Origin of the sequence: Paraburkholderia acidipaludis NBRC 101816, assembly GCF_000684975.1 — a bacterium.
GTDB classification, from domain to species: domain Bacteria; phylum Pseudomonadota; class Gammaproteobacteria; order Burkholderiales; family Burkholderiaceae; genus Paraburkholderia; species Paraburkholderia acidipaludis.
In genome coordinates, this window is record NZ_BAXZ01000010.1 from 242,038 (window position 1) to 267,525 (window position 25,488).

The following is a 25,488-nucleotide window of genomic DNA, read 5'->3' on the forward strand; positions in this document are numbered from 1 at the left end:
TCGTATTACCTACGCACCGCCCTCAACGCGTCATTCGCAATGGCCGCAGCCAGCGTGCGCAGCCTTCTCCGACGCAGCGGGCAATTCCTGCGCCGCCTCCGCGCGAATGCCAAGCCGCGCAAGCAGCTTGCGGTCCGCCGCGGCCTGCGGATTGCTCGTAGTAAGCAACTGGTCGCCGTAGAAGATCGAATTCGCGCCGGCCATGAAGCACAGTGCCTGCAGTGCCTCGTCCATCTGCTCGCGGCCCGCCGAGAGGCGCACCATCGCCTTCGGCATGGTGATGCGCGCCACCGCGATCGTGCGCACGAACTCGAACGGGTCGATCGGTTCGGTGCCTTCGAGCGGCGTGCCGTGCACCTGCACGAGATTGTTGATGGGCACCGACTCCGGATATGGCTCCATGTTCGCGAGCTGCGCGATCAGCCCGGCGCGCTCGCGGCGCGATTCACCCATGCCGACAATGCCGCCGCAGCACACGTTGATGCCCGCGTCGCGCACGCGTTCGAGCGTGTCGAGGCGATCCTGGTAAGTACGCGTCGAGATGATCTGGCCGTAGAACTCCGGCGACGTATCGAGGTTGTGGTTGTAGTAGTCGAGGCCCGCGTCGGCCAGCGCCTGCGCCTGATGCGTCTCGAGCATGCCGAGCGTCACGCAGGTTTCGAGGCCCATCTCCTTCACGCCGCGGATCATGTCCTTGATCGGCTCCAGATGGCGGTCCTTCGGATTGCGCCACGCCGCGCCCATACAGAAGCGCGTCGCGCCGTTGTCCTTCGCCACGCGCGCCGCCTTCAGCACCTCGTCCACGGCCATCAGCTTGTCGGCTTCGAGCCCCGTGTCGTAGTGCGACGACTGCGGGCAGTAGGCGCAGTCCTCTTCGCAGCCGCCCGTCTTGATCGACAGGAGCGTGGAAAGCTGCACGGCGTTCGCGTCGAAATGCTCGCGATGCACCTGCTGCGCGCGGAAGATCAGGTCGTTGAACGGCAGCTCGTAGAGCGCGGCGACGTCGGCGACGCGCCAACGCGCCGCCGCGTCCTGCGCTTCGGCCGCTGCAGCAGCCGCCTTGGACTTGCCGAGGCCGGTGATGTCGATGTGGGTTTGCGTCATGGTGTCAGGGTCCTTCGCGACGTTGACTTTTAGCAGTTCAAAGCAAATTTCAATGCAAGCCTTAATGCAGACGTCAATGCAATACCGGCGCGGCTGAGTCGGCGCCAAGCCGCCTGAGCAAAGCATCGATGTCCAGGTGCTGTGCCGCTTCGTCGGCGCTCGCGCCGCGCAGATGCGGCACGACGCCGATGAGCGGCGCACCGTACTGCGCGGAAAGGCGCTCGCGCAGTGCGTCGACGTTTTCTTCGGGGAACGTCATGGCCGGGTCGATACGGTTCGCCACCCAGCCGGCGAGCGCGAGGCCGCGCGCCGCGATCGCCTCCGCGGTAAGCAGCGCATGACTGATGCAGCCGAGCCGCATGCCGACCACGAGCACCACGGGCAGACCCAGCGCAACGGCGAGGTCGGCGGTGTCGTGCTGCGCCGTGAGCGGCACGCGAAAACCGCCCACGCTCTCGACCACGACGACCTCGGCGCGCTTGCAGGCCTCCCGATGGCACGCGACGATGCGTTCCATGTCGAGCGTCACGCCTTCCAGCGCGGCCGCGATATGCGGCGCGGCGGGCTCCTTGAGCAGGAACGGCGTGCGGATTTCGGGCGGCAGCAGCACGCTCGCGGCGGCATCGAGCTGGTCGGCGTCTTCGTTGCGCCACACGCCGTCGCGCTCGTATGCGCCGGCGGCAATGGGCTTGAGCGCCGCCGCGAGCAGACCCTTGCCGGCGAAGCCGCGCAGCAGGGCCGCGCTCACGAACGTCTTGCCGATCTCCGTATCGGTGCCGGTGACGAAGAGCGAAAGTGTCATCGTGTGCCCTCCCGGGTTGCCCGGCTCGCGCGCTGCAGCGAGGCGTCCAGTCGATCGAGATCCGCGTCCGAATGCGCGGCCGACAGCGAGATGCGCAGCCGCGACGTGCCCTCCGGCACCGTTGGCGGGCGAATGGCGGGCACCCACAGGCCATCGCGCTCCAGCGTGACTTGCAGCGCGAGCGTGGCGTCGTTCGCGCCCACCACGAGCGGCTGAACGGCCGTCTGCGAATCGACCGGCAGCCAGCACGTCTCCTTGAGCATCGCCCGCGTGCGTCCGATCAGCTTGCCCAGATGAGCGCGCCGCGCGTCGCCTTCGTCGCCCGCAATGATGCGCAGGCTGGCCGACACCGCATGCGCGACCGCCGGCGCCGAAGCCGTCGTGAAGATATACGGGCGCGCGCGCTGCACGAGCCACTCGACGACCGTGGCATGCGCCGTGACGAACGCCCCCGCCACACCCGCCGCCTTGCCTAGCGTGCCGACCATCACGAGATACGGCGAGCGCAGCGCGGCTTCGGCCACGGCCCCGCGCCCCTGCGGGCCGAGCACGCCAAAGCCGTGCGCATCGTCGACGATGAGCCAGGCTTGATGGCGCTCGGCCAGTTCGACGAGACGTGCGAGCGGCGCGACGTCGCCGTCCATGCTGAACACGGTGTCGGTGACGATCGCCTTCGGGCCGTCGGCGGACGCCTCCAGCATCGCGCCGAGCGCCTCCATGTCGGCATGCGGGTAGATCTGCACGTCGGCGCGCGAAAGGCGCGCGCCGTCGATCAGCGACGCGTGATTGAGCGCATCGCAAAAGAGCGTCGTGCCGCGGCCGGCCAGCGCGGTCACGATGGCCAGATTCGCCATGTAACCCGTGCTGAAATACAGCGCGCGCGCATTCTCGACAAAGCCGCCCGCGAATTCGGCGAGATCGTCCTCCAGTTGCGCGTGCGCGCGCGAATGCCCGCCGAGCAGATGCGAGCCGCCGCTGCCCGCGCCATAGCGCTGCGCGCCTTCGGCCAACGCGGCGACGAGCTGCGGATGCGAGGCAAGCCCGAGATAGTCGTTGCTCGCGAAGCCGATGGTCTCGCGGCCGTCCACGAGCATGTGCGCGCCGCAGGGCGTGTCGATCGTGCGGCGGCGGCGACGCAGGCCGCGCGTATCCAGTTCGCGCAGGCCTTGTTCGAGGGTGTCGAGGAGGTGCATCAGCGGTCCTCCGCGACGACGGCGTCGAAGGTTTCGAGCGCGCGTTCTGCGAGCAGCGTCTGGGTCTGCGCGTCGAGAACGTATGGCGGCATGACGTAGACGGTCGTGCCGATCGGGCGCAGCAGCAGCTCGCGCGTCAGCGCCGCTTCGAAGAAGCGCCGCGAGAACGAGGCCGCGCGCGAGCGGTCTTCGATCGCGGCGTCGAACGCGAGGATCGTGCCGCACTGGCGCACGTTGCGCACGAGCGGATGCGTGGCGAGCGGGCCGAACGCCTCGCGCAGTCGTGCCGACTTGCGCGCATTGGCGGCCAGCACGTCGCCCTGCTCGATCAGATCGAGCGTGGCGAGCGCGGCGCGGCACGCGAGCGGATTGCCCGTGTACGAGTGCGAGTGCAAAAAACCGCGCGTGGTGTCGTCGTCGTAGAACGCTTCGAAGATCGCATCGCGCGAGAGCACGATCGAAAGCGGCAGATAGCCGCCGCTGATGCCCTTCGACAGCGTCAGCAGGTCGGGCCAGATGCCGGCCTGCTCGCACGCGAAGAACGTACCGGTGCGGCCGCAGCCCACGGCGATTTCGTCGGCGATCAGATGCACGCGGTAGCGGTCGCACAGTGCGCGCAGCCCCCTGAGGTAGGCCGGATCGTGCATGGCCATGCCTGCCGCGCATTGCACGAGCGGCTCGACGATCAGCGCCGCGATATGTTCGCTGCGCGCCTCGAACAGCCGCTCGACGTCGGCGAGCGCGCGCTGCGCCACGTCGGCCGCGCTCTCGCCCGTCTGCGCGCCACGCGCATCGGGCGACGCGACCACGTGCGCATGATGCAGCAGCGGATCGTAAGCATCCCTGAACAGCTTCACATCCGTGACACCGAGCGCGCCGATCGTTTCGCCGTGGTAGCTGTTGGCGAGGCAGACGAACTCGCGCTTGCCGCTTTCGCCACGGTTACGCCAGGCGTGAAAGCTCATCTTCAGCGCGATCTCGACCGCCGAGGCGCCATCGGACGCGAAGAACGCGTGGCCGAGCACCTGCCCCGTAAGCGCCGCGAGCCGCTCGGCCAGCTCGACCGCCGGCTCGTGCGTGCAGCCCGCGAGCATGACGTGCTCGAGCGTGTCGAGCTGCGCCTTGAGCGCGGCGTTGATCGACGGGTTCGCGTGGCCGAACAGGTTCACCCACCACGAACTGATGGCGTCCAGATAGCGGCGACCGTCACGGTCGTAGAGCCACGGCCCTTCGCCGCGCGCCACCGCGACTAGCGGCAGACGCTCGTGGTGCTTCATCTGGGTGCAGGGGTGCCACACGGCGCGCAGGCTGCGCTCGACCCAGCGGTCGGTGGCGAGATTGGAATGCGAATTCAAGTACGACTCCCGATACGACAGCGGGACCGAGATTAGCGCGAACGCCCGCGCAATGCACTACCCCAAAAATAGCGCTGCGAAGCGTCGCGGGGCGAGGTTCGATGCGGTTCGGCACAGCAAAAGGCCGATCGCCCGCGATACCCGCAAAAGCGCGTAGATGACGACGGCAAAGTCAGGCTCGCTTATGCAAAAAAATCTGTGCGCAGCGGCGGGAGAGCGGCGCAAAAATGGGGCCGCGCCGCAGCGGACAGCGCGCCAGCAGGAAAAAACTAGGAGGAAATCGAAGCGGAGGACAGCAGAGAAAGCGGCAACAGCGCCGGCAGCCTGCACGCGCCGCGCACGAAGGCGCGCCTAGCGGCTTGCGAGCGCGTGACCGTCGTTGTCTGCGGTTTCGGCGGCGGCCGGCACAACACCCGCGCTCGCGTCGTTGCGCGCGACGACGGCCGCGTCGTCGGACCAGACCACGGTGCTGTTGACCGCATACAGATGGCAAGCGTCGCTACTGTGCTTTTCGCAGTTCGCGATTGCCACGGCCATCGGATTGTCGCCGCCTTCGGCCCACGACCACGCGCCCGAATCGGAAACGGCAAACGCACGGGTCGGATACTGCTTGAGGAAGTTGCGGTAGCCGTCGCGGCCAGCCTGGTCGAGGAACGGTACGGCGCCCACCGAATCGATGCCCGCATAGCCGGTGCCGCTCGGCGCCTCGGGCGCGGCCACGCGGTACTGCACGGCCGTGGGCATGCCCTCGCGGGCGAGGAATGCTTCCACGCGCGGCCACCAGATCTGCACGCCGTCCCGGTCGCCCACGAGACGGTGCGCGTCGTTCTTGTACGAACCGAAGTCGACGAGCTGCGCGGCGGCGGCGGGTGCAGATTCACCCGGCTGCGCATCGGCCTGCGCGCTGCGATAGGCCGCGAACATCTTCGTGACGAGATCCGGCGTCCATACCGAATCGTTGTCGCCATAGAGCCAGAGCGAAGCCACGCGCGCCTTGCTGCCGTAGCCGCCGAATGCCTGGGTGAGGTTGTCCTGCCAGCCTGCGCAGGCATCCTGCCGCAAGCCGCCCGAGAAATTGATCAAGGCGCGCACGCCTTTCGCGGCTTCGGTGCCGTAGGCCATGGTCGCAAGGCCGCCGTGCGAAGTGCCGGCCACGGCGATGTGCTTCGCGTCCACGTAAGGCTGCTTCGACATGTAGTCGATCGTCGCGGCGATGTCGGCCGCCTGGCCGAGGCCGTTGCTCGCCACGTCGCAACCGTCCTGCTCGTAAGTACCGCCCGAGCCCGCGAAGCCGCGGCGGTTCGGCGCGACCACCACGTAGCCGCGGCGCACGAACTCGCGCGCGAACGACACGGGGTCGCTGCGCGTCTGGTAGCGCGGGTCGCCGGGAATCTTGCCGTGGTTGAACACGATCATCGGGAACGGGCCGGGGCCGTCCGGGCGGTAGATCGTGGTTTCGAGCGTGACGTCGGCGTCGCCTGCCACCGGAATGCGGATCACCTGCTCGTTGAGGTCGGCGCGCACGGCGGGCAGCCAGGCGTCGTCGAGCGCGAGGGGGGACACTTTGGCACTGCCGAGGGGACCGGACGCGAGCGGCGCGGTGTGCGCTGCGGGAGCGGAAGTCTGCGGACCGGTCTGGAACTGCGCCTGCGCGTCGGCAAGCGGCGCCGCCTGAGCGGCTGAATGCGCGGCCGAAAGCACGAACGACAGCAGACACGCCGTGCCAGCCAACATCCATCCGCCAAGGAGCTTCCTGTACGCCATTCGCAAACCCGCCTGCGACAAACCTGCCGAATCCGTCTTACCCCGGCCGGCCCGTTTCCGGCACAACGAAAACCCTTGCGCATGCCGCGAGACATGTGCCGATGGGATCCGTCGTGGGAAAAAGCCGATCGGAACATCGCTGCGGCATCGCTGCCGCTACCGGTATCCGCTGCACCAAGGCCGACCGGACACCGTGAGTGGATCCTCGCACGACAAAATATTGTTGCGCAATTCAGGGCTTACCCCGGCATAAGGCATGCCAGCGCCCCGAAGGCCCGTCTGGCAGGCGATACGCGAGAGTCCATCCGTATCAGTCCCAATGCGGACGCGCGCGACGTCCGCATGGCGAAGCTGAAACCGTTGTGTAAGGGAGCGATGCGCCGAAGCGGCGGCCAGGCTGCGGCGAACGCCGCGAGGCGAAGAGATTCAGGTATCCGTCACGTCGCCGTCGACATACCGCCAGCGGCCGTCCTCGCCGCGCGTGAAGCGGCTCGTCTCGTGCAGCCGCGAGGCGCGGCCGCCGGTCTTATAGCGCGCAACGAACTCGACGACGGCATGCGTGGCGTCGGTCTGCTCATGGCGTTTGACGGCGAGGCCCAGCCAGCGCGGCGCGCCAGGCGCGGCCGGATCGGCGTCGAGATCCGCCGGGCAGGTCTCCCGCGCCCAGCTCGCGCGCAAGTACGCCGTTTCTCCCAGCACATACGCCGTATAGCGCGAGCGCATCAGTTCGAGCGCGGTCGCGGGCAGCTCGCCCGCGTCGATGAAACGGCCGCAGCAGCCGGCATAGCGCGGCGGCCTGGCACCCGCCTTCAGATTCGGCGCGGCGCCGCCGCAGGGACAGTCGGCGGGCCGTGCGGCACGCGGGGTTGCAGCGTTCATTGCATGGAAAACCCGTTGCGATCCGGCGCATCGGCGCGCGGATCCGTCATACAGAAAAAACCGTCACCAGTCGAGTTCGGTGCCGTCGTACTGGAAGAAGCGCCCATTGAACACGTCGCGCGCCGCGGCGGCTTCCGCGATGACTTCGCGCATGCCCTTCACGCTGTGCGCCACCTCGATCGCGGCCTGCGCGCCGCCCATATCGGTCCGCACCCAGCCCGGATGCAGCGAGATGCACGTAGCGCGGCGCGTCTGCAGCGAGGTGATCTTCAGTGCGTCGTTAAGCGCCGCCTTGCTCACGCGATAGAGCCAGCCCGTCGTGCCGGTGGTCTGCGCGATGCTGCCCATCCGGCTCGACAGCACGCCCAGCACGCCGTTGGCCGCTTCGACGAGAGGCAGCAGCGTCGGGAGCAGTTGCATCGGGCCGCGTACGTTGGTGTTCATCACGTACCCGAAGTCCTCGGCCGTGATGGTCTCCACGCCCTCGGTGCGCGGGCCGTACACGCCCGCCACGATCAGCGCGACGTCGAGCCGCTCGCCATCGAGCTTCCAGCCGAGCGCCGCGATCTCCTCGGGCTGCACGATGTCGAGCGGGAACGGCTGCGCGCCGAGCTCGCGCAGCGCTTCGACCGCTTCGCCGCCGCGCGCCGTGGCGAGCACGCGCCAGCCCGCCTTCGCATACTGGCGCGCGAACTCGCGGCCAATGCCGCGCGACGCGCCCACGATCAACACGGTTTTCATGTGGACACCTTTATGGTCGGATGCGGCGCCAACGAGCCGCCGCGTGCGTTGCCGCGCCGCCTCCCTGCGGCGCGGCTCGCTGCTAGTAGCCTACAGCAGTTCGACGCCCATCGCCGTCGCCTCGCCGCCGCCGATGCACAGGCTCGCGACGCCGCGTTTGCCGCCGCGCGCGCGCAGCGCGCCGATCAGCGTGACGAGAATGCGTGCGCCCGACGCGCCGATGGGGTGGCCCAGCGCACACGCCCCACCGTTCACGTTGACCTTTTCGTGCGGCAGGCCGTGCTCTTTCATCGCGGCCATGGTGACCACGGCGAACGCCTCGTTGATTTCGTAGAGGTCGACATCCTGGGCAAGCCAGCCGGTCTTTTCGTAGAGCTTCGCAATCGCGCCCACCGGCGCGGTCGTGAACTTCGCGGGCTGCTGCGCGAAAGTCGAATGACCCGTCACGCGCGCGAGCGGCGCGACGCCAAGGCGCTTCGCCGTCGATTCGCGCATCATCACGAGCGCCGCCGCGCCGTCCGAGATCGACGACGCATTCGCCGCCGTCACCGTGCCGGTCTTGCTGAAGGCGGGCTTGAGCGTCGGGATCTTGTCGAGGTTCGCCTTGAAGGGCTGCTCATCGCGCTCGATGGTCGTCTCGCCCGCGCGCGACGCTACCTTCACCGGGGCGATCTCCCATGCGAACGAGCCGTCCTCGTTGGCGCGCCTGGCGCGTTTGAGCGATTCGATCGCGAATGCGTCCTGGCGCTCGCGCGAGAAATCGTATTCGCCTGCGCATTCTTCGGCGAAGGTGCCCATCAGGCGGCCCTTGTCGTACGCGTCCTCGAGGCCGTCGAGGAACATGTGGTCGAACACCTGGCCGTGGCCCATGCGCATGCCCCCCCGCGCCTTCGGCAGCAGATACGGCGCGTTCGTCATGCTCTCCATGCCGCCCGCCACGATCACGTCCGCCGAGCCGGCCACCAGCATGTCGTGCGCGAACATCGCCGCGCGCATGCCCGAGCCGCACATCTTGTTGACGGTCGTCGCGCCCACCGAAAGCGGCAGGCCCGCGCCCAGCGCCGCCTGGCGCGCCGGCGCCTGCCCCTGCCCCGCGGGCAGCACGCAGCCCATCACGGCTTCCTCGATCTGTTCGGGCTTAAGGCCCGCGCGCGCAACCGCCGCCGCAATCGCGACAGCGCCGAGCTGCGGCGCCGTCAGCGCCGCGAAATCGCCCTGAAAACCCGCCATCGGCGTGCGCGCCGCCGAGACGATGACGATGGGATCCTGACTTGTCTCACTCATGTTTGAGCTCCTTGATGACGCCTGCAACGACGGCCTGTATGCCGTGTGTGTCCTGTGCTCCGCCAAGACTCGCCGCGTCGGCCGCGACGACGTCGTTGTCGGCCTGGTGCGCACGCTGCGCGGAAACGCCCGCGACGCAGTGCCGGTACGTTTCCTGCAACTGCTCCGGTGCGCTAACGGTCATGCCGAGGTCGCGCATGCGCCCGTCGTGCACGCCGTAGGCCCAGCCGTGCACCGTGAGCGGCTGGCCACGCGCCCATGCGTCGCCGACGATGGTCGTGCGGCACACGTTGACGACCTGCTCGATCGTATTGAGCTCCACGAGCCGGCGATGGCGCGCCTCGCCCATCGGCCACTCGTCGAGCAGCGCGGCGTGCTTCTCGCGCACGTCCTGCACGTGTTGCAGCCAGTTGTCGGCCAGGCCGACGCGCCGGCCGTACAGCGCCGCGCCCACGCCCGAGCAGCCGTAATGCCCGACCACCATGATGTGCTTCACCTTCAACAGTTCGACGGCGAACTGGATCACCGAAAGGCAGTTGAGGTCCGTATGCACGACCACGTTCGCAATGTTGCGGTGGACGAACACTTCGCCGGAGGGCAAGCCGATGATCTCGTTGGCCGGCACGCGCGAATCGGAACAGCCGATCCACAGGTACTCGGGCGCCTGCTGATGGGCGAGGCGCGAAAAGAATTCGGGATCGGCGGCAAGACGCGAGCTGACCCACTTTTCGTTGTTCGCGAAGAGATGGGCGAGCGGGTGGTCGGAAGATGAGTTCATAGTGTTTCAACAGGTTGGTTCGTTCGCGGCCGACGCCTCAGGCGGCGCGTGCCGGCGCAGCGGACAGATCGTCCGCGTAGCACTCGGGATAGCGCACGCTGAAGCGGATCGACGGATCGTAGGGAAAACAGTCCGGCACCTCGCCCGCGAGCAGGCGCGTCTTGCTCTCCTGCCAGAGTGCCGGGTCGAAGAAGTCGGGATGATGTTCGAGGAAGTAGCGGCGCACGCGCGTATCGCCCAGCAGGAACGTGCGGTACGTCTCCGGAAAGATGTCGTGCGGCCCGACCGAATACCAGGGCTCGCCGGACAGTTCGTCTTCCTCATTACGCGGCTGCGGCACCGCGCGCACGTTGCAGTCGGTCAGGTACTCGATTTCGTCGTAGTCGTAAAACACCACGCGGCCGTGACGCGTCACGCCGAAGTTCTTGTACAGCATGTCGCCGGGGAAGATGTTCGCGCGCATCAGGTCCTTCACCGCGTTGCCGTACTCGCGAATGCCGTGCTCGACTTCCGCGTCGCTGCCGTTCTGCAGCCAGAGATTGAGCGGCACCATGCGGCGCTCGATATACAGATGGCGGATCACGAGATTGTCGCCCTCGTACTCGATCATCGACGGCGCGAGCTTCTCCAGTTCGCTCACGAGCGCCTCGTCGAGGCGGGCCACGGGCAGCGCGACACTCGAATATTCGAGCGTGTCGGCCAGGCGCCCGAGGCGGTCGTGGCGCTTCACGAGCTGATATTTCGCCTCGACCTGCGCGCGCGTGGTCTCCTTGGGCGCCGGAAAGCTGTCCTTGATGACCTTGAACACATACGGAAACGACGGCAGCGTGAAGACGATCATCACCATCCCGCGAATGCCGGGCGCGGCGACGAACTGGTCCGACGAATGCTTGAGATGGTGCAGCAGGTCGCGATAGAACAGGTTTTTACCCTGTTTCTGCAGCCCGAGCGACGTATAGATCTCGCCTCTCGGCTTGCGTGGCATGATGGTGCGCAGGAACTCGACCCAGGCGGACGGCACCTCCATGTCCACCAGAAAATACGAATGCGAGAAGCTGAACATGACGAGCAGTTGCTCGGGGCGCAGCAGCACGGCGTCGAGCGCGAGCCGGCCGGTGCCCGCGTGGCGCACGGGCACGGCGAATGGCGCGAGCAGATCGCCGTTGATGATGCGCCCGATGATGTACGCCGACTGGTTGCGAAAAAACAGCGACGACAGCACGTGAATCTGGAAGTTGGCCTTGGGCTCCACCTCGCCGAACGTCTCGCGCAGCGCGCGCATGACGCAATCGACGTCCCGCGCGAGGTCCTCGAACGGCGTTTCCAGCTGGAAGTTCGTGACGATGCGCTCGAGCGTCGCCGCCAGCCCGTCCTTGCCCGGGTAATAGGCACGGTACGTCGGCTTCGCGGCGGGTTCGTCGTTCTCGATGTATTCCGTCGAGATCGCGGGCCGCACGAAGATGAAGTCGTTGTTGAAGTACGAGCGGTGCAGGATCTTGCAGCACACCGAATTGAAGAACGTCTCCGCGCACTCGGGCTGCCGGTGCGTCGTGAGGAGGCCGATGTAATGCAGCTTGATCTGCTGCCAGACCTCGCCGTCGATGTCTTCCGCTTCGTACTCGTCTTCGAGCGTCGCCACGCACTCCGCCACGCGCTCGTCGTAGGACATGATGCGCTCGCGCGCGAGCCGCTGCAGGCCGCGCCAGTCGGCGGACTCGAAGAGGCCCTTCGCCAGCACCCCCGCGTCGCTGAAGTTGCGGTAATGGCGATTGAAGCCTTCGAGCAGCGTCTCGGCCACGTCGAAGCCTATCTGCGAAGAGAGCAGTTTCGGAAAGTGTTTCATCGCTTCCATGCCCGCTATGGCGTCCGCTCCCGTCTAGCTCTCGGCATCCTGCACGCCGGACGCCGACGCATGGGTGCGGGCGAGCAGATCTCGCGCCTGTATCTCGTACTGCGCGAGATCCTCGAGCGTGGCATCGAGGTCGGCGCGCTGGCGCTCCAGAATCTCGCGGTGGCGCATCACCGTGTCGAGAAAGGCCTGGAGCTGCGGCAGCGTGTCGGTGGGCGAGTCGTACAGGTCGAGCAGCGTGCGGATCTCCGAAAGGGTGAAGCCTAGCCGCTTGCCGCGCAGCGTAAGCCGCAGCCGCGTGCGGTCGCGCCCCGAAAACACGCGCTTGAGGCCGCCCGCGCCCTCGCGGCTCGGCGCGAGCAGGCCCTGGTCCTCGTAAAAACGGATCGCGCGCGGCGTCACGTCGAATTCGCGGGCAAGTTCGGTAATCGTGTACTGGGTCATGGTGTGCGGTGAGCGACAGACCCGCTGCGGCCGGCGAACCGGCGCCGCCGAGGGCGGGCTTCGGGTCACATTCGACTGCGTTGGGCTATACAATCGACGTTTACGTTATCGTCAAGCTGGCGCTTGTGCAACCGCCGCGCAAAATGCCGGCCGACAGCGTTGACGCAATGCAGCGACAATGTTGGCAAGCCGTTGGCCCCGGGCCGCGGCGACAAGAATGGAGAAGACACCCCCGATGAACGCTCTCGAACACCAGCTCGACTATCCCTACGCCGACACCCTGCCGGAACCCGGCCACACCTTCGACGTCGCACCCGGCGTCAAGTGGCTGCGCATGCCGCTGCCGTTCGCGCTCGACCACATCAATCTATGGCTGCTGCGCGACGAGATCGACGGCCAGCCGGGCTGGACCGTGGTGGACTGCGGCATCACCAACGACATCATCAAGGCGCACTGGGAACAGGTGTTCGATACCGCGCTGGAAGGCCTGCCGGTGCTGCGCGTGCTGGTCACGCACTGCCATCCCGACCATATCGGCCTCGCGCACTGGATCTGCGCGGGCGGCGAGAAGCAGCGCTGGGACGTGCGCCTGTGGACCACGCTCGGCGAATACATGAGCGCCCGCGTCATGTCCTCGGGCGACGGCTCAAACGCGGGCGGCGAAGGCGCCGCGCGCCACTTCGGCCGCCACGGCCTGGCCGATCCGGAGTCGCTGGAGAAGCTGCGCAACCGCCGCGGCTACTACACGAGCCTCGTGCCCGCGCTGCCGGCGCAGTACCGGCGCCTGCGCGAAGCCGACACGGTGACGATAGGCGGGCGCGACTGGCGCGTCGTGACGGGCTACGGCCATTCGCCGGAGCATTGCGCCCTCTTCTGCGAGGCAACGCGCGTGCTGATTTCGGGCGACATGGTGCTGCCGCGCATCTCGACCAACGTCTCGGTGTTCGAAGTCGAGCCGGAAGGCAACCCGCTCGCGCTGTACCTCGAATCGCTCGGCCGCTACGAGACGATGCCCGAGGACACGCTTGCGCTGCCGTCGCACGGCAAGCCGTTCCGCGGCGTGCGCACGCGCATCGCGCAGCTGCGCGCGCACCACGACGCGCGCCTGGCCGAAGTGATGGAAGCCTGCGCGGCGGCGCCGCGCAGCGCGGCCGACATCGTGCCGCTCATGTTCAAGCGCCAGCTCGACATCCACCAGATGACCTTCGCCATGGGCGAGGCGCTCGCCCACCTGCATTTGCTGTGGCTGGCGGGCAAGCTTCGGCGCGAAACCGGCGCGGACGAGGTGATCCGCTTCGCGCCCGTCTGAGCCGGTTCAGCGCCGCCTTAGTTCGCGCCGCCCGTCACGAGGTCGGCGCCTGCCGGCCTCACGAACTTGAACGTCGAAGCCGGCAGCGACGGATTCGTCTGAATGTTCGAAAAGGTGAGCAGCGTCACGTTGCCGAATACGTCGTGCAGTTCCATCGCTTCGAGGTTGCCGTCGCGAAAGCCGATGCCCACGCTCTGGAACTGCGTGTCCTTCGACTTCGGAATCAGCTCGAGCCAGTCGATGCCGTTCTTCACGCCCGCGTCGCGCAGCGTGAAGTTCTTGTCGAGGTCGTTGCTGCCGAACAGGATCGCCGCCGGGCTCGCGCCCAGCGCGCCGCCGAGCTTGCGCTCCGTGACCTGGTTCAGATCCTTGTCGTAGACGTAGAGGTTGTCGCCATCGGCCTGCAACAGCTGCTGGTACGGCTTCTCGTATTGCCAGATGAACTTGCCGGGCCGCGCGAACACGAACGTCCCGCTGGAGACCTTCGCGCTCGACATGGCCGAGGCGATCGCGTCGCTCGCGTTCTTCGCGCCCGACGGCACCTTCAGCTCGCGCTGCACGAAGTCGCCGCGCGCGGAATGCACCTGCGCGACGAACTGCTTGAGCTGATCGGTGCCGCCCGCGAACGCATGCGACGCCATCAGCACCGAAGCGCCGAGCGCCACGGCGCAGGCACGCGCCGCACGGGCGCCAAGATGAGCCAGTGGGGCAAAACGGCGGCCCGGTTGTCCAGCAAAAAACTGCATCAAATCATTCTCCAATAGGAATGGGAGGCGCGCGGCCTTAATTGACCTGAGTCGGCCTCAATCAGCGTCGCGCGCGGGCACGAGAATCTCGCGATTGCCGTTCGACGACATCGCGGAAACGAGCCCCGACTGCTCCATCTGTTCGAGCAGCCGCGCCGCCCGGTTGTAGCCGATGCGCAAGTGCCGCTGCACGAGCGAGATCGACGCGCGGCGGTTCTTGATGACCACCTCGACCGCCTGGTCGTATAGCGGGTCGGACTCGTCGCCGGTGCCGCTGGTTCCCGCGCCCGCCGAGCCCTCGTCGCCCTCGCCGGCCGTGCCGCCTTCGAGAATGCCCTCGATATAGTTCGGCTCGCCCTGCTCCTTGAGCTTGTCGACGACGCGGTGCACCTCGTCGTCGGCGACGAACGCGCCGTGCACGCGCACGGGCAGGCCCGAGCCCGGCGGCAGGTAGAGCATGTCGCCCATGCCGAGCAGCGATTCGGCGCCCATCTGGTCGAGAATCGTGCGCGAGTCGATCTTCGACGACACCTGGAAGGCAATACGCGTCGGCACGTTGGCCTTGATGAGGCCCGTGATGACGTCGACCGAGGGCCGCTGCGTGGCGAGGATCAGGTGAATGCCCGCCGCGCGCGCCTTCTGCGCGATGCGCGCGATCAGCTCTTCCACCTTCTTGCCGACCACCATCATGAGGTCGGCCAGTTCGTCGATCACCACGACGATGTGCGGCAGCTTCTGGCACGGCTCCGGATCGTCCGGCGTCAAGCTGAACGGATTCGGAATCTTCTCCTCGCGCTTGTTCGCTTCCTCGATCTTGTTGTTATAGCCCGCGAGATTGCGCACGCCCAGCTTGCTCATGAGCTTGTAGCGGCGCTCCATTTCGGCGACGGTCCAGTTCAGCGCATTGCCGGCCTGGCGCATGTCGGTTACGACGGGGCACAACAGGTGCGGGATGCCTTCGTAGACGCTCATTTCGAGCATCTTCGGATCGATCAGGATCATGCGGACCTGCTCGGCGCTCGCCTTGTAGAGCAGCGAGAGGATCATGGCGTTGATCCCCACCGACTTGCCCGAGCCGGTCGTGCCGGCCACGAGCAGGTGCGGCATCTTCGCGAGGTCGGCGCAGACGGGCTTGCCGCCGATGTCCTTGCCGAGGCCCATGGTGAGCGCGGAAGGCGCGTCGGCATAGACCGCCGAGCCGAGAATTTCCGAGAGGCGCACCGTCTGGCGGCGCTGGTTCGGCAATTCGAGCGCCATGAAGTTCTTGCCCGGAATCGTCTCCACCACGCGGATCGACACGAGCGAGAGCGAACGCGCGAGATCCTTCGCGAGATTGACGATCTGGCTGCCCTTCACGCCCGTTGCCGGCTCGATTTCGTAGCGCGTGACGACCGGCCCCGGATAGGCGGCCACCACGGCCACATCCACGCCGAAGTCCTTGAGCTTCTTTTCGATGAGGCGCGAGGTGAATTCGAGCGTGTCGTCGGAAATCGTCTCCTGGCTCGCGGGCGCGGCGTCGAGCAGCGAAATGGGCGGCAACGTGGAGTCGCCCGGCAGGTCGGTGAAGAGCGGCACCTGGCGCTCTTTCTCCACGCGCTCCGAGCGCTGCGGCGTGACCACGGGCGGCACGATCGTCACGGGCTCGTGCTCCTCGATCTTCACGCGGCCGCGCTCGACCTTGCCTTCGCGCTTGACCGCTGCGGCCTCGCCGAGCTTGCGGTCGCGCACCGCCTCGCGGCGCAGCCGCGCGAGCGTCACTGCGTCGATGATGGCCTCGCCCACCTTTTCGGCCACCGAGAGCCACGAAAAGCGGAAATACAGCGACAGGCCGATGCCAAGCGCCAGGAGCAGCGCCAGCGTGCCGCCGGTGAAGCCGAGCGCGTGCGACACGCCGCGCGCGACCGCCTCGCCCACCACGCCGCCCGGCGCGCGCGGCAGTTGCACCTTGAGCGACCACATGCGCAGCGCCTCGATACCGTCGCAAGCCAGCAGCACGAGCACGAACGCGAATCCTTCGGCGATCCAGCTATGGTCGCGCGGCTTGTCTTCGCCGTCGTCCTCGATCGCCTCGTGGCGCGTGATGCGCCGGTAGTTCGCCGAGATGCGGCGCGCGAGCAGCACGATCCACCAGTACGCCGAAAGGCCGAAGAGGAGCAGCAGGATGTCCGAGGTCCACGCGCCCACGCGGCCGGCCCAGTTCGCGATGTGATCGACCTGGGCGGCATGGGTCCAGCTCGGGTCGTGGCGGCTGTAGCTGATGAGCGCCATCAGCAGGAAGACGCCTAGCGCCACCTGCAGCAGCCAGCGGATTTCGGTGAGAAGGCGCGACATGCGGTGAGGCAGTGCCTGCGCCTGCGCGGAATAGGGAGCTTTGGCCATTGAATCCTGGTGCTGATTCTTGATGCATACGCGGTCCGCGCGCGCCGCGCATCTCTGCAGCGTAAGGGCGCGGCCGCCGTCGTCCGATCCGGCTTATTGTAAACGGGTTGTTTAGGCCCCGGCTGTAAATGACGGTAACCGGCAACGGCGTGGCAACAGCGTGGCAACGACGGCCGGCGCGCGGAGCGCCGCCGGCTTCGCCGGCCCGTTCCATGGCTATCGGCTCGATGAGGAAGCTTCATGAGGCAGCGATCGGCCCCCGCCTTTATAATTGCGGCTTGATGCCCAAATACCTGCGTGTCCCCCGCCGCACCGGCGGGCGGCGCCGCCTCGAAGCACGCTCCACAGCCCGCTTCGAAGCACCACCCGCAGCGTCTTTCTACGGATTTCGACCATGTCTGCAACCAAACACGCCAAAGTCCTGATTCTCGGTTCCGGCCCCGCCGGCTACACCGCGGCCGTCTATGCGGCGCGCGCGAACCTCTCGCCGCTCCTCGTCACCGGCCTCGCGCAGGGCGGCCAGCTCATGACCACGACCGACGTGGAAAACTGGCCCGCGGACCCGAACGGCGTGCAAGGCCCCGAGCTCATGCAGCGTTTCCTCGAGCACGCCGAGCACTTCAACACGGAAATCGTGTTCGATCACATCCACACGGCGAAGCTGAACGAAAAGCCGATCCGCCTGATCGGCGATTCGGGCGAATACACCTGCGACTCGCTGATCATCGCCACCGGCGCGTCGGCGCAATACCTCGGCCTGCCGAGCGAAGAGCTGTACATGGGCCGCGGCGTCTCGGCGTGCGCCACCTGCGACGGCTTCTTCTACCGCAACCAGCACGTGGCCGTGGTGGGCGGCGGCAACACGGCCGTGGAAGAAGCGCTGTACCTCGCCGGCATTGCGAGCAAGGTGACGGTGATCCATCGCCGCGACAAGTTCCGCGCCGAGCCGATCCTGATCGACCGCCTGCTGGAGAAGGAAAAGGAAGGGAAGGTCGAGATCAAGTGGAACCACGTGCTCGACGAAGTCAAGGGCAACGACGGCGGCGTGAACGGCATTCGCATCAAGAACGCGAAGACCGGCGCCACCACCGACATCGACCTGCAAGGCCTCTTCGTCGCGATCGGCCACAAGCCGAACACCGACATTTTCGCGGGCCAGCTCGAGATGAAGAACGGCTACATCATCACGAACGGCGGCCTGAGCGGCAACGCCACCGGCACGAGCGTGGCGGGTGTGTTCGCGGCGGGCGACGTGCAGGACCACGTCTACCGCCAGGCGATTACGAGCGCCGGCACGGGCTGCATGGCCGCGCTCGACGCGCAGCGCTATCTCGAGACCATCGACGAGATCGGCCAGCCGCACGTCATGAGCGCCGAAGCCGAGCGCTAAGCCAAAGGCGTTGCCGCCAAGGCCAGGCGGCCGGCGCGCCGGAACGAGGGCCGCGGCCAGCCAGCCGGCGGCCCTTTTCTTTGGCACCGGGCCGAATCCATCCTGTCCCAACCCTCCCGCGCTTTCTGTCATGCCGAAGAACGTGCCTCATCCCGGCGAACCCAAACGCCCCGCTCCCGCCCGCGCAGTCGAGCCTACACCCACTCCGGCGGCTCTCGCGGCCGAAACCGCCGGCAAGCCGCAGGCGGGCTTCTCCGGGCTCGGCGGCCTGCGCGACGCCCTGAAGAAAGAGACGCGCCAGCGCGAACGCGAGCGCGCCGCCGCTCAGACAGCCCGTGTGGAAGCCGCCGCCGACAGCGACCTCTTTCGCCGCGAAGTGGGCGCCGTCGCACCGCTGAACGCGCCGCCACGCACGAACGCGCGGCGCGCGCCGCCCGTGCCGCTGCCGCTGCAGACGCAGCGCGACGAGCAGGCCGTGCTGCACGAAGCGATCTCCGACGACTTCGATCCCGAAACGCTCCTCGACACCGACGACTCGCTCTACTACCACCGCCCCGGCGTCAGCGCCGAGGTCGTGAAGAAGCTGCGGCGCGGCACGTGGATCGTGCAGGCGCAACTGGACCTGCACGGCATGCGCCGCGAGGAAGCCCGCGAGGCGCTGCAGGCGTTCATCCGCGAAGCCGGCAAGCGCGGCCTGCGCTGCGTGCGCGTGATCCATGGCAAGGGGCTCGGCTCGGTCGGCAAGGAACCGGTGCTCAAGGGCAAGGTGCGCGCGTGGCTCGTGCAGAAGGAGGAAGTCATCGCGTTCTGCCAGGCCCGGCCGCACGACGGCGGCGCCGGCGCCGTGCTCGTGCTGCTGCAGCCGCACGCGCCGGGACACCATCAGCACCATCCGCAGTTGTAGCGCTGAGGCGGCGCGCCGTCGTCCCGATCAGCCGCGGACATGAAAAAAGCCTCACGTGCGACCCGCACGTGAGGCTTTTCATTCTGAACCGCCCTGCCCGGCTCAGGCGACGCGTTCTTCCGTCTTCGGATCGAACAACACGGCCTTCGACACGTCGAACAGCAGTTCCATGTTGTTGAGCGGCTGCGGATTCGAGCCCGGGTGCACGCGGCTCACCACGCGCTTGCCGTTGATCTGCGCGAACACGAGCGTGTCCGGGCCGGTCGGCTCGATCACGTCCACCTTCACCGTATGGCGCTGCAGTTCGTGGCCGTGGCCGTCGTGCGAGCTGCGCGCGTCGGTGATGCGCTCGGGGCGCAGGCCCAGCACCACTTCCTGGCCGATGTGGCCGCGCACCTTGTTCGCCTCGAACGGCAGGTTCAGCACGTTGCGCGCCACGCCCGTGTCGAGTTCGAGACCAACGCCCGAGCCCTGCTCCACCAGCTTGCCGTTGATGAAGTTCATCGGCGGCGCGCCGATGAAGCCGGCCACGAACAGGTTCGACGGCGAATCGTAGATGTCCTGCGGCGCGCCGAACTGCTGGACGATGCCGTCCTTCATGACGGCGATGCGATCGCCAAGCGTCATGGCCTCGATCTGGTCGTGCGTCACGTAGACGATCGTCTTGCCCACGCGCTGGTGCAGCAGCTTGATTTCGGAGCGCATCTCGATGCGCAGCTTGGCATCGAGGTTCGAAAGCGGCTCGTCGAACAGAAACATGATCGGATCGCGCGCGAGCGCGCGGCCCATCGCCACACGCTGGCGCTGGCCGCCCGAGAGCTGGCCCGGCTTGCGGTCGAGCAGATGCTGGATCTGCAGCATGCTCGACACGCGGTCGACGATCTGCGTCTGCTCGGCCTTCGGCACCTTGCGGATATTGAGGCCGAACGAGATGTTCTCGCGCACCGTCATCGACGGATAGAGCGCGTACGACTGGAACACCATCGCAATGTCGCGATCCTTCGGCGAGAGGTTGTTGACGACCTTGCCGTCCATGCAGATCTCGCCCTTGGTGACGGTTTCGAGACCCGCGATCATGTTCAGGAGCGTCGACTTCCCGCAGCCCGAGCCGCCGACCAGAATCAGGAACTGGCCGTCTTCGATGTCGATGTTGACGCCCTTCAGGACGGGCACCCCGTTCGGGTAGGTCTTGTAGACGTCGCGAATGGAAAGGCTTGCCATGCTATGAATCCTTTTCTCAACAGACTTGAGTATTAACCCTTCACCGCGCCCGCCGTGAGGCCGCGCACGAAGTAGCGGCCGGCGATCACGTAGACGAGCAGCGTGGGCAGCGCGGCGATGATCGCGCCGGCCATGTCGACGTTGTATTCCTTCACGCCCGTGGACGTGTTCACGAGATTGTTCAGCGCCACCGTGATCGGCATCGAATCGACGCCCGAGAACACGATACCGAACAGGAAGTCGTTCCAGATCTGCGTGAATTGCCAGATCAGGCACACCATGAAGATGGGCAGCGAGATCGGCAGCATGATGCGCGTGAAGATCATGAAGAAACCGGCGCCGTCGATGCGCGCGGCCTTCACGAGTTCGGCGGGCACGCTCACGTAGAAGTTGCGGAAGAACATCGTCGTGAACGCGATGCCGTACACGACGTGCACGAGCACGAGGCCGCCGATCGTGTTCGAGAGGCCGAAGAAGCCCTCAAGGCGCGCCATGGGCAGCAGGATCGCCTGGAACGGGATGAAGCAGCCCACCAGCAGCATCGTGAAGAGCGCGTCGGCCCCGCGGAAGCGCCAGTGCGTGAGCACATAGCCGTTGAACGCGCCGATGATCGACGAGATCAGCACGGCCGGAATCACCATCTTCACGGAATTCATGAAGAACGGCTGCATGCCGTCGCAGCGCACGCCCGTGCAGGCCTCGGCCCAGGCCTTCACCCACGGCGCGAAGGTCGGGTGGGCGGGCAGCGTGAGCATGTTGCCCGCGTGCAGTTCGTCGAGCGTCTTCAGCGACGTCGAGAGCATCACGTAAAGCGGGAACAGGAAGTACAACGCGAACAGGATCAGTACCGCGTAGATGACCACGCGGCTTACCTTCATCTTAGGCTGCATTGCGCGTGCTCCTCGATTCCAGGTACATCAGCGGCACGAGCACGGCCACCACGGTTGCGAGCATCATCATCGACGAAGCGGCGCCGACGCCAAGCTCCCCGCGGTTGAACGAAAACGTGTACATGAAAATGGCGGGCAGCGATGAAGAAGTTCCCGGACCGCCGGCCGTCAGCGCGACGACGAGGTCGAACGTCTTGATCGTGATGTGGCACAGGATCAGCAGCACCGAGAAGAACACCGGACGCATGCTCGGAATCACGATCTTGCGATAGATCGTGGGCAGCGTCGCGCCGTCCACCTGGGCGGCCTTGAAGATTTCGCTGTCCACGCCGCGCAGGCCGGCGAGAAAGAGCGCCATGCAAAAGCCGGTGGACTGCCAGGCGGCCGCGACCACGATACAGAAGATGGCCTTGTCCGGGTCGTTGAGCCAGCCGAGCTGGAAGCTCGTCCAGCCCCACTGGTGCATCACCTGCTGGAGACCGAGGTCCGGGTTGAAGATCCACTGCCAGGCCGTGCCGGTCACGATGTACGAGAGCGCCATCGGGTAGAGGAAAACCGCGCGCAGCGCGCCCTCCTGGCGAATCTGCTGGTCGAGCAGGATCGCGAGAAAGAGGCCGAGGATCACGCAGACCGCAATGAACGGGATGCCGAACCAGCCGAGATTCTGCGCCGACGTCCACCAGACGTCGTTGGAGAAAAGCTCGCTATAGCGTTCGAATCCCGCGAAATCGTAGCGCGGCATCAGTCGCGAATCGGACAGCGAAAGATAGCCGGTAATGGCGATGAAGCCGTAGACGAACACGAGGCTGATCAGAATGCTGGGCGAAAGCACCAGCTTCGGAATCCAGCGGTCTGCAAGCGCCGCCATGGGCGACGTGCGGCGGGTGGCAGGCGTGGCCGCCTTGCCGTTGCCGCTAAGAGAAGCAGTCACTGCGCAACTCCTGGTACGGTGCGTCGCGGCGCCGGTGCGCGCTTGTGTTCACAAGCGGCGCGAAGGCCCGTTTCGCACGGGAAAAGGTTCGGGCTGAACCGTCATGCCCAGGGTGCCGCGCGCGGCGCGGCATAGACACCTACGCACCGCGCGCGGAACTCACCCTGCTTACTTCGTCTTTGCTGCCTTGGCGAGCGCTTCGACTGCGCTCTTCGAGTCTTCGTCGGAGTTCATGAACTTCGTCACGACGTCGGTGATCGCACCGGCCGTTGCGTCCGGCTGAGCCATGCCGTGAGCGAGCGACGGCACATAGCCGCCCGCCTTGATCGCGGTCTGCTCATCCGCGTACGACTGCTTGCCGCACGCATCGAACTTGCTCATGTCCACACCCAGACGGACCGGGATCGAACCCTTGTACAGGCTGAACTGCTCCTGGAACGCGGGGCTCATGATGGTCTTCGCGAGCGCGAGCTGGCCGGCCGTCGCCGCCTTCTCGCCCTTCTGCTGGAAGAACACGAACGAGTCGACGTTGAACGTGTAGCCCTTCGAGGTGCCCGGCACCGGCGCGCAGACGTAGTCCGTGCCCGGCTGCTTGTTCGCGTTCGCGAACTCGCCCTTGGCCCAGTCGCCCATGAACTGCATGCCGGCCTTGCCGTTGATGACCATCGCCGTGGCGAGGTTCCAGTCGCGGCCCGTGCGGCCGTTATCCATGTACGACTCGATCTTGCGGACCGTGTCGAACACGCCGACCATCTGCTGCGACGTCAGGGTCTTCTGGTCCAGATCGACGATCGCCTTCTTGTAGAAGTCCGCGCCCTGCGAGAGGACCACGTCTTCCCACAGCGTCAGATCCTGCCACGGCTGGCCGCCGGCGGCGACCGGCTGGATGCCGGCAGCCTTCATCTTGTCGGCGAGCGCGAAGAATTCCGGCCACGTGGTCGGCACCTTGCCGCCCACCTTGTCGAGCGCGGCCTTGTTGATCCACACCCAGTTCACGCGGTGCACCGAGAACGGCGCGGCGACGTAGTGACCATCGGCGTGCATGATCTTGTCGATCTGCGGCGGCAGGTTAGCTTTCCAGTCGGTGGCGGCCGAGTCGATCGGCACCAGCACGCCCTGCTCAGCCCATTCCTGGATCAGCGGACCCTTGATCTGGGCAGCGCTCGGCGCATTGCCCGAAATCACCTGGGTCTTCAGCGCGGTCATGGCTGCCGCGCCCGCACCACCGGCGACCGCGAAGTCCTTCCACACATAGCCCTGCTTCTGCATGTCGTCCTTGAGCACGCCGACGGCCTTCGATTCGCCGCCCGACGTCCACCAGTGCAGCACTTCGAGGGACTCGGCTGCTTGCGCGGTGACGACGCTGCCCATCAGACCTGCGGCGCACAGGGCGCCCATGATCGCTCGGAATTTCATTGCTTATCTCCTCCAGACACCTGAACAAAAAAAGTTTGGCCCCTGATGTCGCCAGGGTGCGGTGTGGTTAAAACAGGCACAAAAACAGGCAAAACACTGGACGGTCGGGCGCCGGAGTGCCGCGCGCGCGTGTTTTCACTAAACGTGCGCGGGCCGCGAGCCGGTTTCCGGCCGCTGGACGCTCAAGAGATGAGTGATTCGGAATGCAACTGACTGTCTCCTCTTTTGATTTTCACCGGCCGGCGGGCAAGATCACAGGTTGCTCACCCTCGGCAGGTCGAGGCGCCGCTTGCGTCACGCGGCCAACGCCCCTCATGGCGACGATCCGGACGGCCGGCTCGCGCATCGACAAATTCATTGTCCTTTAACATGAGGGATGTTCCGTCCGCCCGCGAAATCACGTCAGACCACCCCGCACCGCAGGCCGCCACGCTTTTTTCGTCGAATGAACGTTACCTCTTGATTTGGATTGTAGTTAAACTACAATTCAGTGTCAAAAAAAATTTTATCGGACTACGGCCGCCCGACTTCCCCCTGCAGCGGCCCCCCAGGACTGTGACGGAGACTATGCAATTCCAGACCGATTCGGGCTTCACGTTCGTTCTTTTCGGCGCGACCGGCGACCTGTCGATGCGCAAGATTCTGCCGGCCCTGTATGAAGCCCACCGTTCAGGCATGCTCGCGGAGTCGGGCAGGATCGTGGGTGTCGCGCGCCACGAGGAAAACCGCGACGAGTACATCCAGTGGGTGGACGCGCACGTCAAACCGCACGTCTCGAAGAACGGCCTCGACGAGGCCGCCTGGGCAAGCTTCCTCGCGCGCATCGATTACGTGAAGCTGGACCTCTCGCGCGCCGAAGACTTTGCGATGCTGCGCGACGGCATCGAAGCGATGCCGGGCATCCGCGTGTTCTATCTCGCCACGGGCCCGTCGCTGTTCGTGCCGATCTGCCGCGCGCTCGCCGCCGTCGGCCTGAACGAAAACGCGCGCATCGTGCTGGAAAAGCCGCTCGGCTACGATCTGAAGTCGTCCAACGCGATCAACGACGCCGTGGGCGAGATCTTCGCCGAAGGCCAGATCTACCGGATCGACCACTACCTCGGCAAGGAGCCGGTGCAGAACCTGCTCGCGCTGCGCTTCGGCAATGCGCTCTTCGAGCCGCTGTGGCGCCGCGAGTGGGTGGAGAGCATCCAGATCACGATCGCGGAAGAACTCGGGGTCGAGGCGCGCGGCGATTTCTACGACAATACCGGCGCGCTGCGCGACATGGTGCAGAATCATCTGCTGCAACTGCTCTCGATCGTCGCCATGGAGCCGCCGCATTCGATGGACTCCGACTCGGTGCGCGACGAGAAGCTGCGCGTGCTGCGCGCGCTCAAGCCCATCGACGCCAACGACATCGGCAAGGTCGCGGTGCGCGGCCAGTACCATGCGGGCGTGATCCGCGGCCAGGCCGTGCCGGCCTATGCCACGGAGCCCGGCGTCAAAACCGACAGCCGCACCGAAACCTTCGTCGCGCTGAAGGTCGAGATCGAGAACTGGCGCTGGGCCGGCGTGCCGTTCTTCCTGCGCACCGGCAAGCGGCTTGCCGATCGCGTGGCCGAAATCGTGGTGAACTTCCGCCCCGTGCCGCATTCGGCGCTCGGCGCGCCGGCGCTGCGCTCCGGCGCGAACCGCCTCGTGATCCGCCTGCAGCCGAACGAGAACATCCGTCTCTACTGCCTCGCGAAACAGCCCGGCGAAGGGATGAACCTCGCGAGCGTGCATCTGGACCTCGCGTTCGACCAGTTCTTCCGCGAAGGCCAGATGGAGGCCTACCAGCGCCTGCTGCTCGACGTGATCAACGGGCGCCTCGCGCTCTTCGTGCGGCGCGACGAGCAGGAAGCGGCATGGAAGTGGGTGGAGCCGATCCTGAACGAGTGGGCCACCTCCGCGCGCGCGCCGAAGCCCTATGCGGCCGGCACGTGGGGCCCGGCGGCGGCGAGCGCGATGCTCGCGCAGCACGGCACTTGCTGGCTCGAAGAAGAGAACTGAACACGCTGCAAGACGGCGCGCCCCGCGCGCCGGGAATTGACTGATTGATGGCTATCATCCGAAACCTACAAAAAA

General features: G+C 66.5%; 21 protein-coding genes. 4 read left to right on the forward strand and 17 right to left on the reverse strand.

Annotated elements, in window-relative coordinates; all coding sequences use genetic code 11:
* Nucleotides 1-30: 30 nt before the first annotated feature.
* The 11 genes from bioB to BAC01S_RS14510 all read right to left on the reverse strand — a co-directional run bounded on the left by bioB (nt 31) and on the right by BAC01S_RS14510 (nt 12,193).
* On the reverse strand, nt 31-1,104 hold the full coding sequence (gene bioB, locus BAC01S_RS14460; RefSeq protein WP_027795408.1) for a biotin synthase BioB: 1,074 nt from the start codon (nt 1,102-1,104) through the stop codon (nt 31-33).
* 73 nt (nt 1,105-1,177) lie between these two features.
* Complete coding sequence (gene bioD / locus BAC01S_RS14465; RefSeq protein WP_027795409.1) at nt 1,178-1,906, reverse strand: dethiobiotin synthase; 729 nt, start codon at nt 1,904-1,906, stop codon at nt 1,178-1,180.
* Complete coding sequence (gene bioF / locus BAC01S_RS14470) at nt 1,903-3,099, reverse strand: 8-amino-7-oxononanoate synthase (protein ID WP_027795410.1); 1,197 nt, start codon at nt 3,097-3,099, stop codon at nt 1,903-1,905. Before bioF ends, bioD begins: the two co-directional genes overlap by 4 nt.
* Entirely contained in the window at nt 3,099-4,454 is a 1,356-nt protein-coding gene (gene bioA / locus BAC01S_RS14475) for an adenosylmethionine--8-amino-7-oxononanoate transaminase (RefSeq protein ID WP_027795411.1), read from the reverse strand. Before bioA ends, bioF begins: the two co-directional genes overlap by 1 nt.
* Before the next feature lie 351 nt (nt 4,455-4,805).
* The gene (locus BAC01S_RS14480) at nt 4,806-6,218 is read right to left on the reverse strand and encodes a dienelactone hydrolase family protein (RefSeq protein ID WP_043202253.1); all 1,413 of its coding nucleotides are present in this window, start codon (nt 6,216-6,218) and stop codon (nt 4,806-4,808) included.
* 426 nt (nt 6,219-6,644) lie between these two features.
* Nucleotides 6,645-7,097 carry a YchJ family protein gene (locus tag BAC01S_RS14485; protein WP_027795413.1) on the reverse strand — a complete coding sequence of 151 codons (453 nt, stop codon included), beginning with the start codon at nt 7,095-7,097 and terminating at the stop codon, nt 6,645-6,647.
* Nucleotides 7,098-7,160: 63 nt separating this feature from the next.
* Nucleotides 7,161-7,838, reverse strand: coding sequence for an SDR family oxidoreductase (locus tag BAC01S_RS14490; protein ID WP_027795414.1), 678 nt, complete (start codon nt 7,836-7,838; stop codon nt 7,161-7,163).
* A 90-nt stretch (nt 7,839-7,928) separates the two neighbouring features.
* Nucleotides 7,929-9,122: an acetyl-CoA C-acetyltransferase gene (locus tag BAC01S_RS14495; RefSeq protein WP_027795415.1), complete on the reverse strand. Its 1,194-nt coding sequence runs from the start codon at nt 9,120-9,122 to the stop codon at nt 7,929-7,931.
* Nucleotides 9,115-9,900 (reverse strand): carbonate dehydratase, encoded by a 786-nt coding sequence (gene can, locus BAC01S_RS14500; RefSeq protein WP_027795416.1) that lies wholly within the window; start codon nt 9,898-9,900, stop codon nt 9,115-9,117. Before can ends, BAC01S_RS14495 begins: the two co-directional genes overlap by 8 nt.
* A 37-nt stretch (nt 9,901-9,937) precedes the next feature.
* On the reverse strand, nt 9,938-11,743 hold the full coding sequence (gene aceK / locus BAC01S_RS14505; RefSeq protein ID WP_027795417.1) for a bifunctional isocitrate dehydrogenase kinase/phosphatase: 1,806 nt from the start codon (nt 11,741-11,743) through the stop codon (nt 9,938-9,940).
* A 33-nt stretch (nt 11,744-11,776) separates the two neighbouring features.
* Nucleotides 11,777-12,193: a MerR family transcriptional regulator gene (locus BAC01S_RS14510; RefSeq protein ID WP_027795418.1), complete on the reverse strand. Its 417-nt coding sequence runs from the start codon at nt 12,191-12,193 to the stop codon at nt 11,777-11,779.
* A gap of 235 nt (nt 12,194-12,428) precedes the next feature.
* Here BAC01S_RS14510 and BAC01S_RS14515 point away from each other — a divergent pair, with 235 nt between their 5' ends.
* Nucleotides 12,429-13,502 (forward strand): MBL fold metallo-hydrolase, encoded by a 1,074-nt coding sequence (locus BAC01S_RS14515; RefSeq protein WP_027795419.1) that lies wholly within the window; start codon nt 12,429-12,431, stop codon nt 13,500-13,502.
* Between the two features lie 17 nt (nt 13,503-13,519).
* Here BAC01S_RS14515 and lolA read toward each other — a convergent pair whose 3' ends face one another.
* Nucleotides 13,520-14,248 carry an outer membrane lipoprotein chaperone LolA gene (gene lolA / locus BAC01S_RS14520; RefSeq protein WP_027795420.1) on the reverse strand — a complete coding sequence of 243 codons (729 nt, stop codon included), beginning with the start codon at nt 14,246-14,248 and terminating at the stop codon, nt 13,520-13,522.
* A gap of 57 nt (nt 14,249-14,305) precedes the next feature.
* Entirely contained in the window at nt 14,306-16,627 is a 2,322-nt protein-coding gene (locus BAC01S_RS14525) for a DNA translocase FtsK (protein WP_027795421.1), read from the reverse strand.
* Between the two features lie 394 nt (nt 16,628-17,021).
* On the opposite strand from BAC01S_RS14525, the gene trxB reads away from it, so the two are divergent.
* Both trxB and BAC01S_RS14535 read left to right on the forward strand, forming a co-directional pair.
* Nucleotides 17,022-18,017 (forward strand): thioredoxin-disulfide reductase, encoded by a 996-nt coding sequence (trxB, locus tag BAC01S_RS14530; RefSeq protein ID WP_027795422.1) that lies wholly within the window; start codon nt 17,022-17,024, stop codon nt 18,015-18,017.
* 130 nt (nt 18,018-18,147) lie between these two features.
* The gene (locus BAC01S_RS14535; RefSeq protein WP_027795423.1) at nt 18,148-18,921 is read left to right on the forward strand and encodes a Smr/MutS family protein; all 774 of its coding nucleotides are present in this window, start codon (nt 18,148-18,150) and stop codon (nt 18,919-18,921) included.
* Nucleotides 18,922-19,023: 102 nt separating this feature from the next.
* On the opposite strand, the gene BAC01S_RS14540 is transcribed toward BAC01S_RS14535, so the two are convergent.
* From BAC01S_RS14540 to BAC01S_RS14555, 4 genes are all read right to left on the reverse strand, one after another.
* Nucleotides 19,024-20,142: an ABC transporter ATP-binding protein gene (locus BAC01S_RS14540; protein WP_027795424.1), complete on the reverse strand. Its 1,119-nt coding sequence runs from the start codon at nt 20,140-20,142 to the stop codon at nt 19,024-19,026.
* 32 nt (nt 20,143-20,174) lie between these two features.
* A complete protein-coding gene (locus BAC01S_RS14545) occupies nt 20,175-21,032 on the reverse strand; it encodes a carbohydrate ABC transporter permease (protein ID WP_027795425.1) in 858 nt (285 codons plus the stop codon).
* The gene (locus tag BAC01S_RS14550) at nt 21,022-21,963 is read right to left on the reverse strand and encodes a carbohydrate ABC transporter permease (protein ID WP_027795426.1); all 942 of its coding nucleotides are present in this window, start codon (nt 21,961-21,963) and stop codon (nt 21,022-21,024) included. The genes BAC01S_RS14545 and BAC01S_RS14550 overlap by 11 nt, the downstream gene beginning before the upstream one ends.
* Nucleotides 21,964-22,131: 168 nt before the next feature.
* On the reverse strand, nt 22,132-23,379 hold the full coding sequence (locus BAC01S_RS14555; protein WP_027795427.1) for an ABC transporter substrate-binding protein: 1,248 nt from the start codon (nt 23,377-23,379) through the stop codon (nt 22,132-22,134).
* Nucleotides 23,380-23,946: 567 nt separating this feature from the next.
* Here BAC01S_RS14555 and zwf point away from each other — a divergent pair.
* On the forward strand, nt 23,947-25,413 hold the full coding sequence (zwf, locus tag BAC01S_RS14560; RefSeq protein ID WP_043202259.1) for a glucose-6-phosphate dehydrogenase: 1,467 nt from the start codon (nt 23,947-23,949) through the stop codon (nt 25,411-25,413).
* The last annotated feature ends 75 nt before the right edge of the window (nt 25,414-25,488 follow it).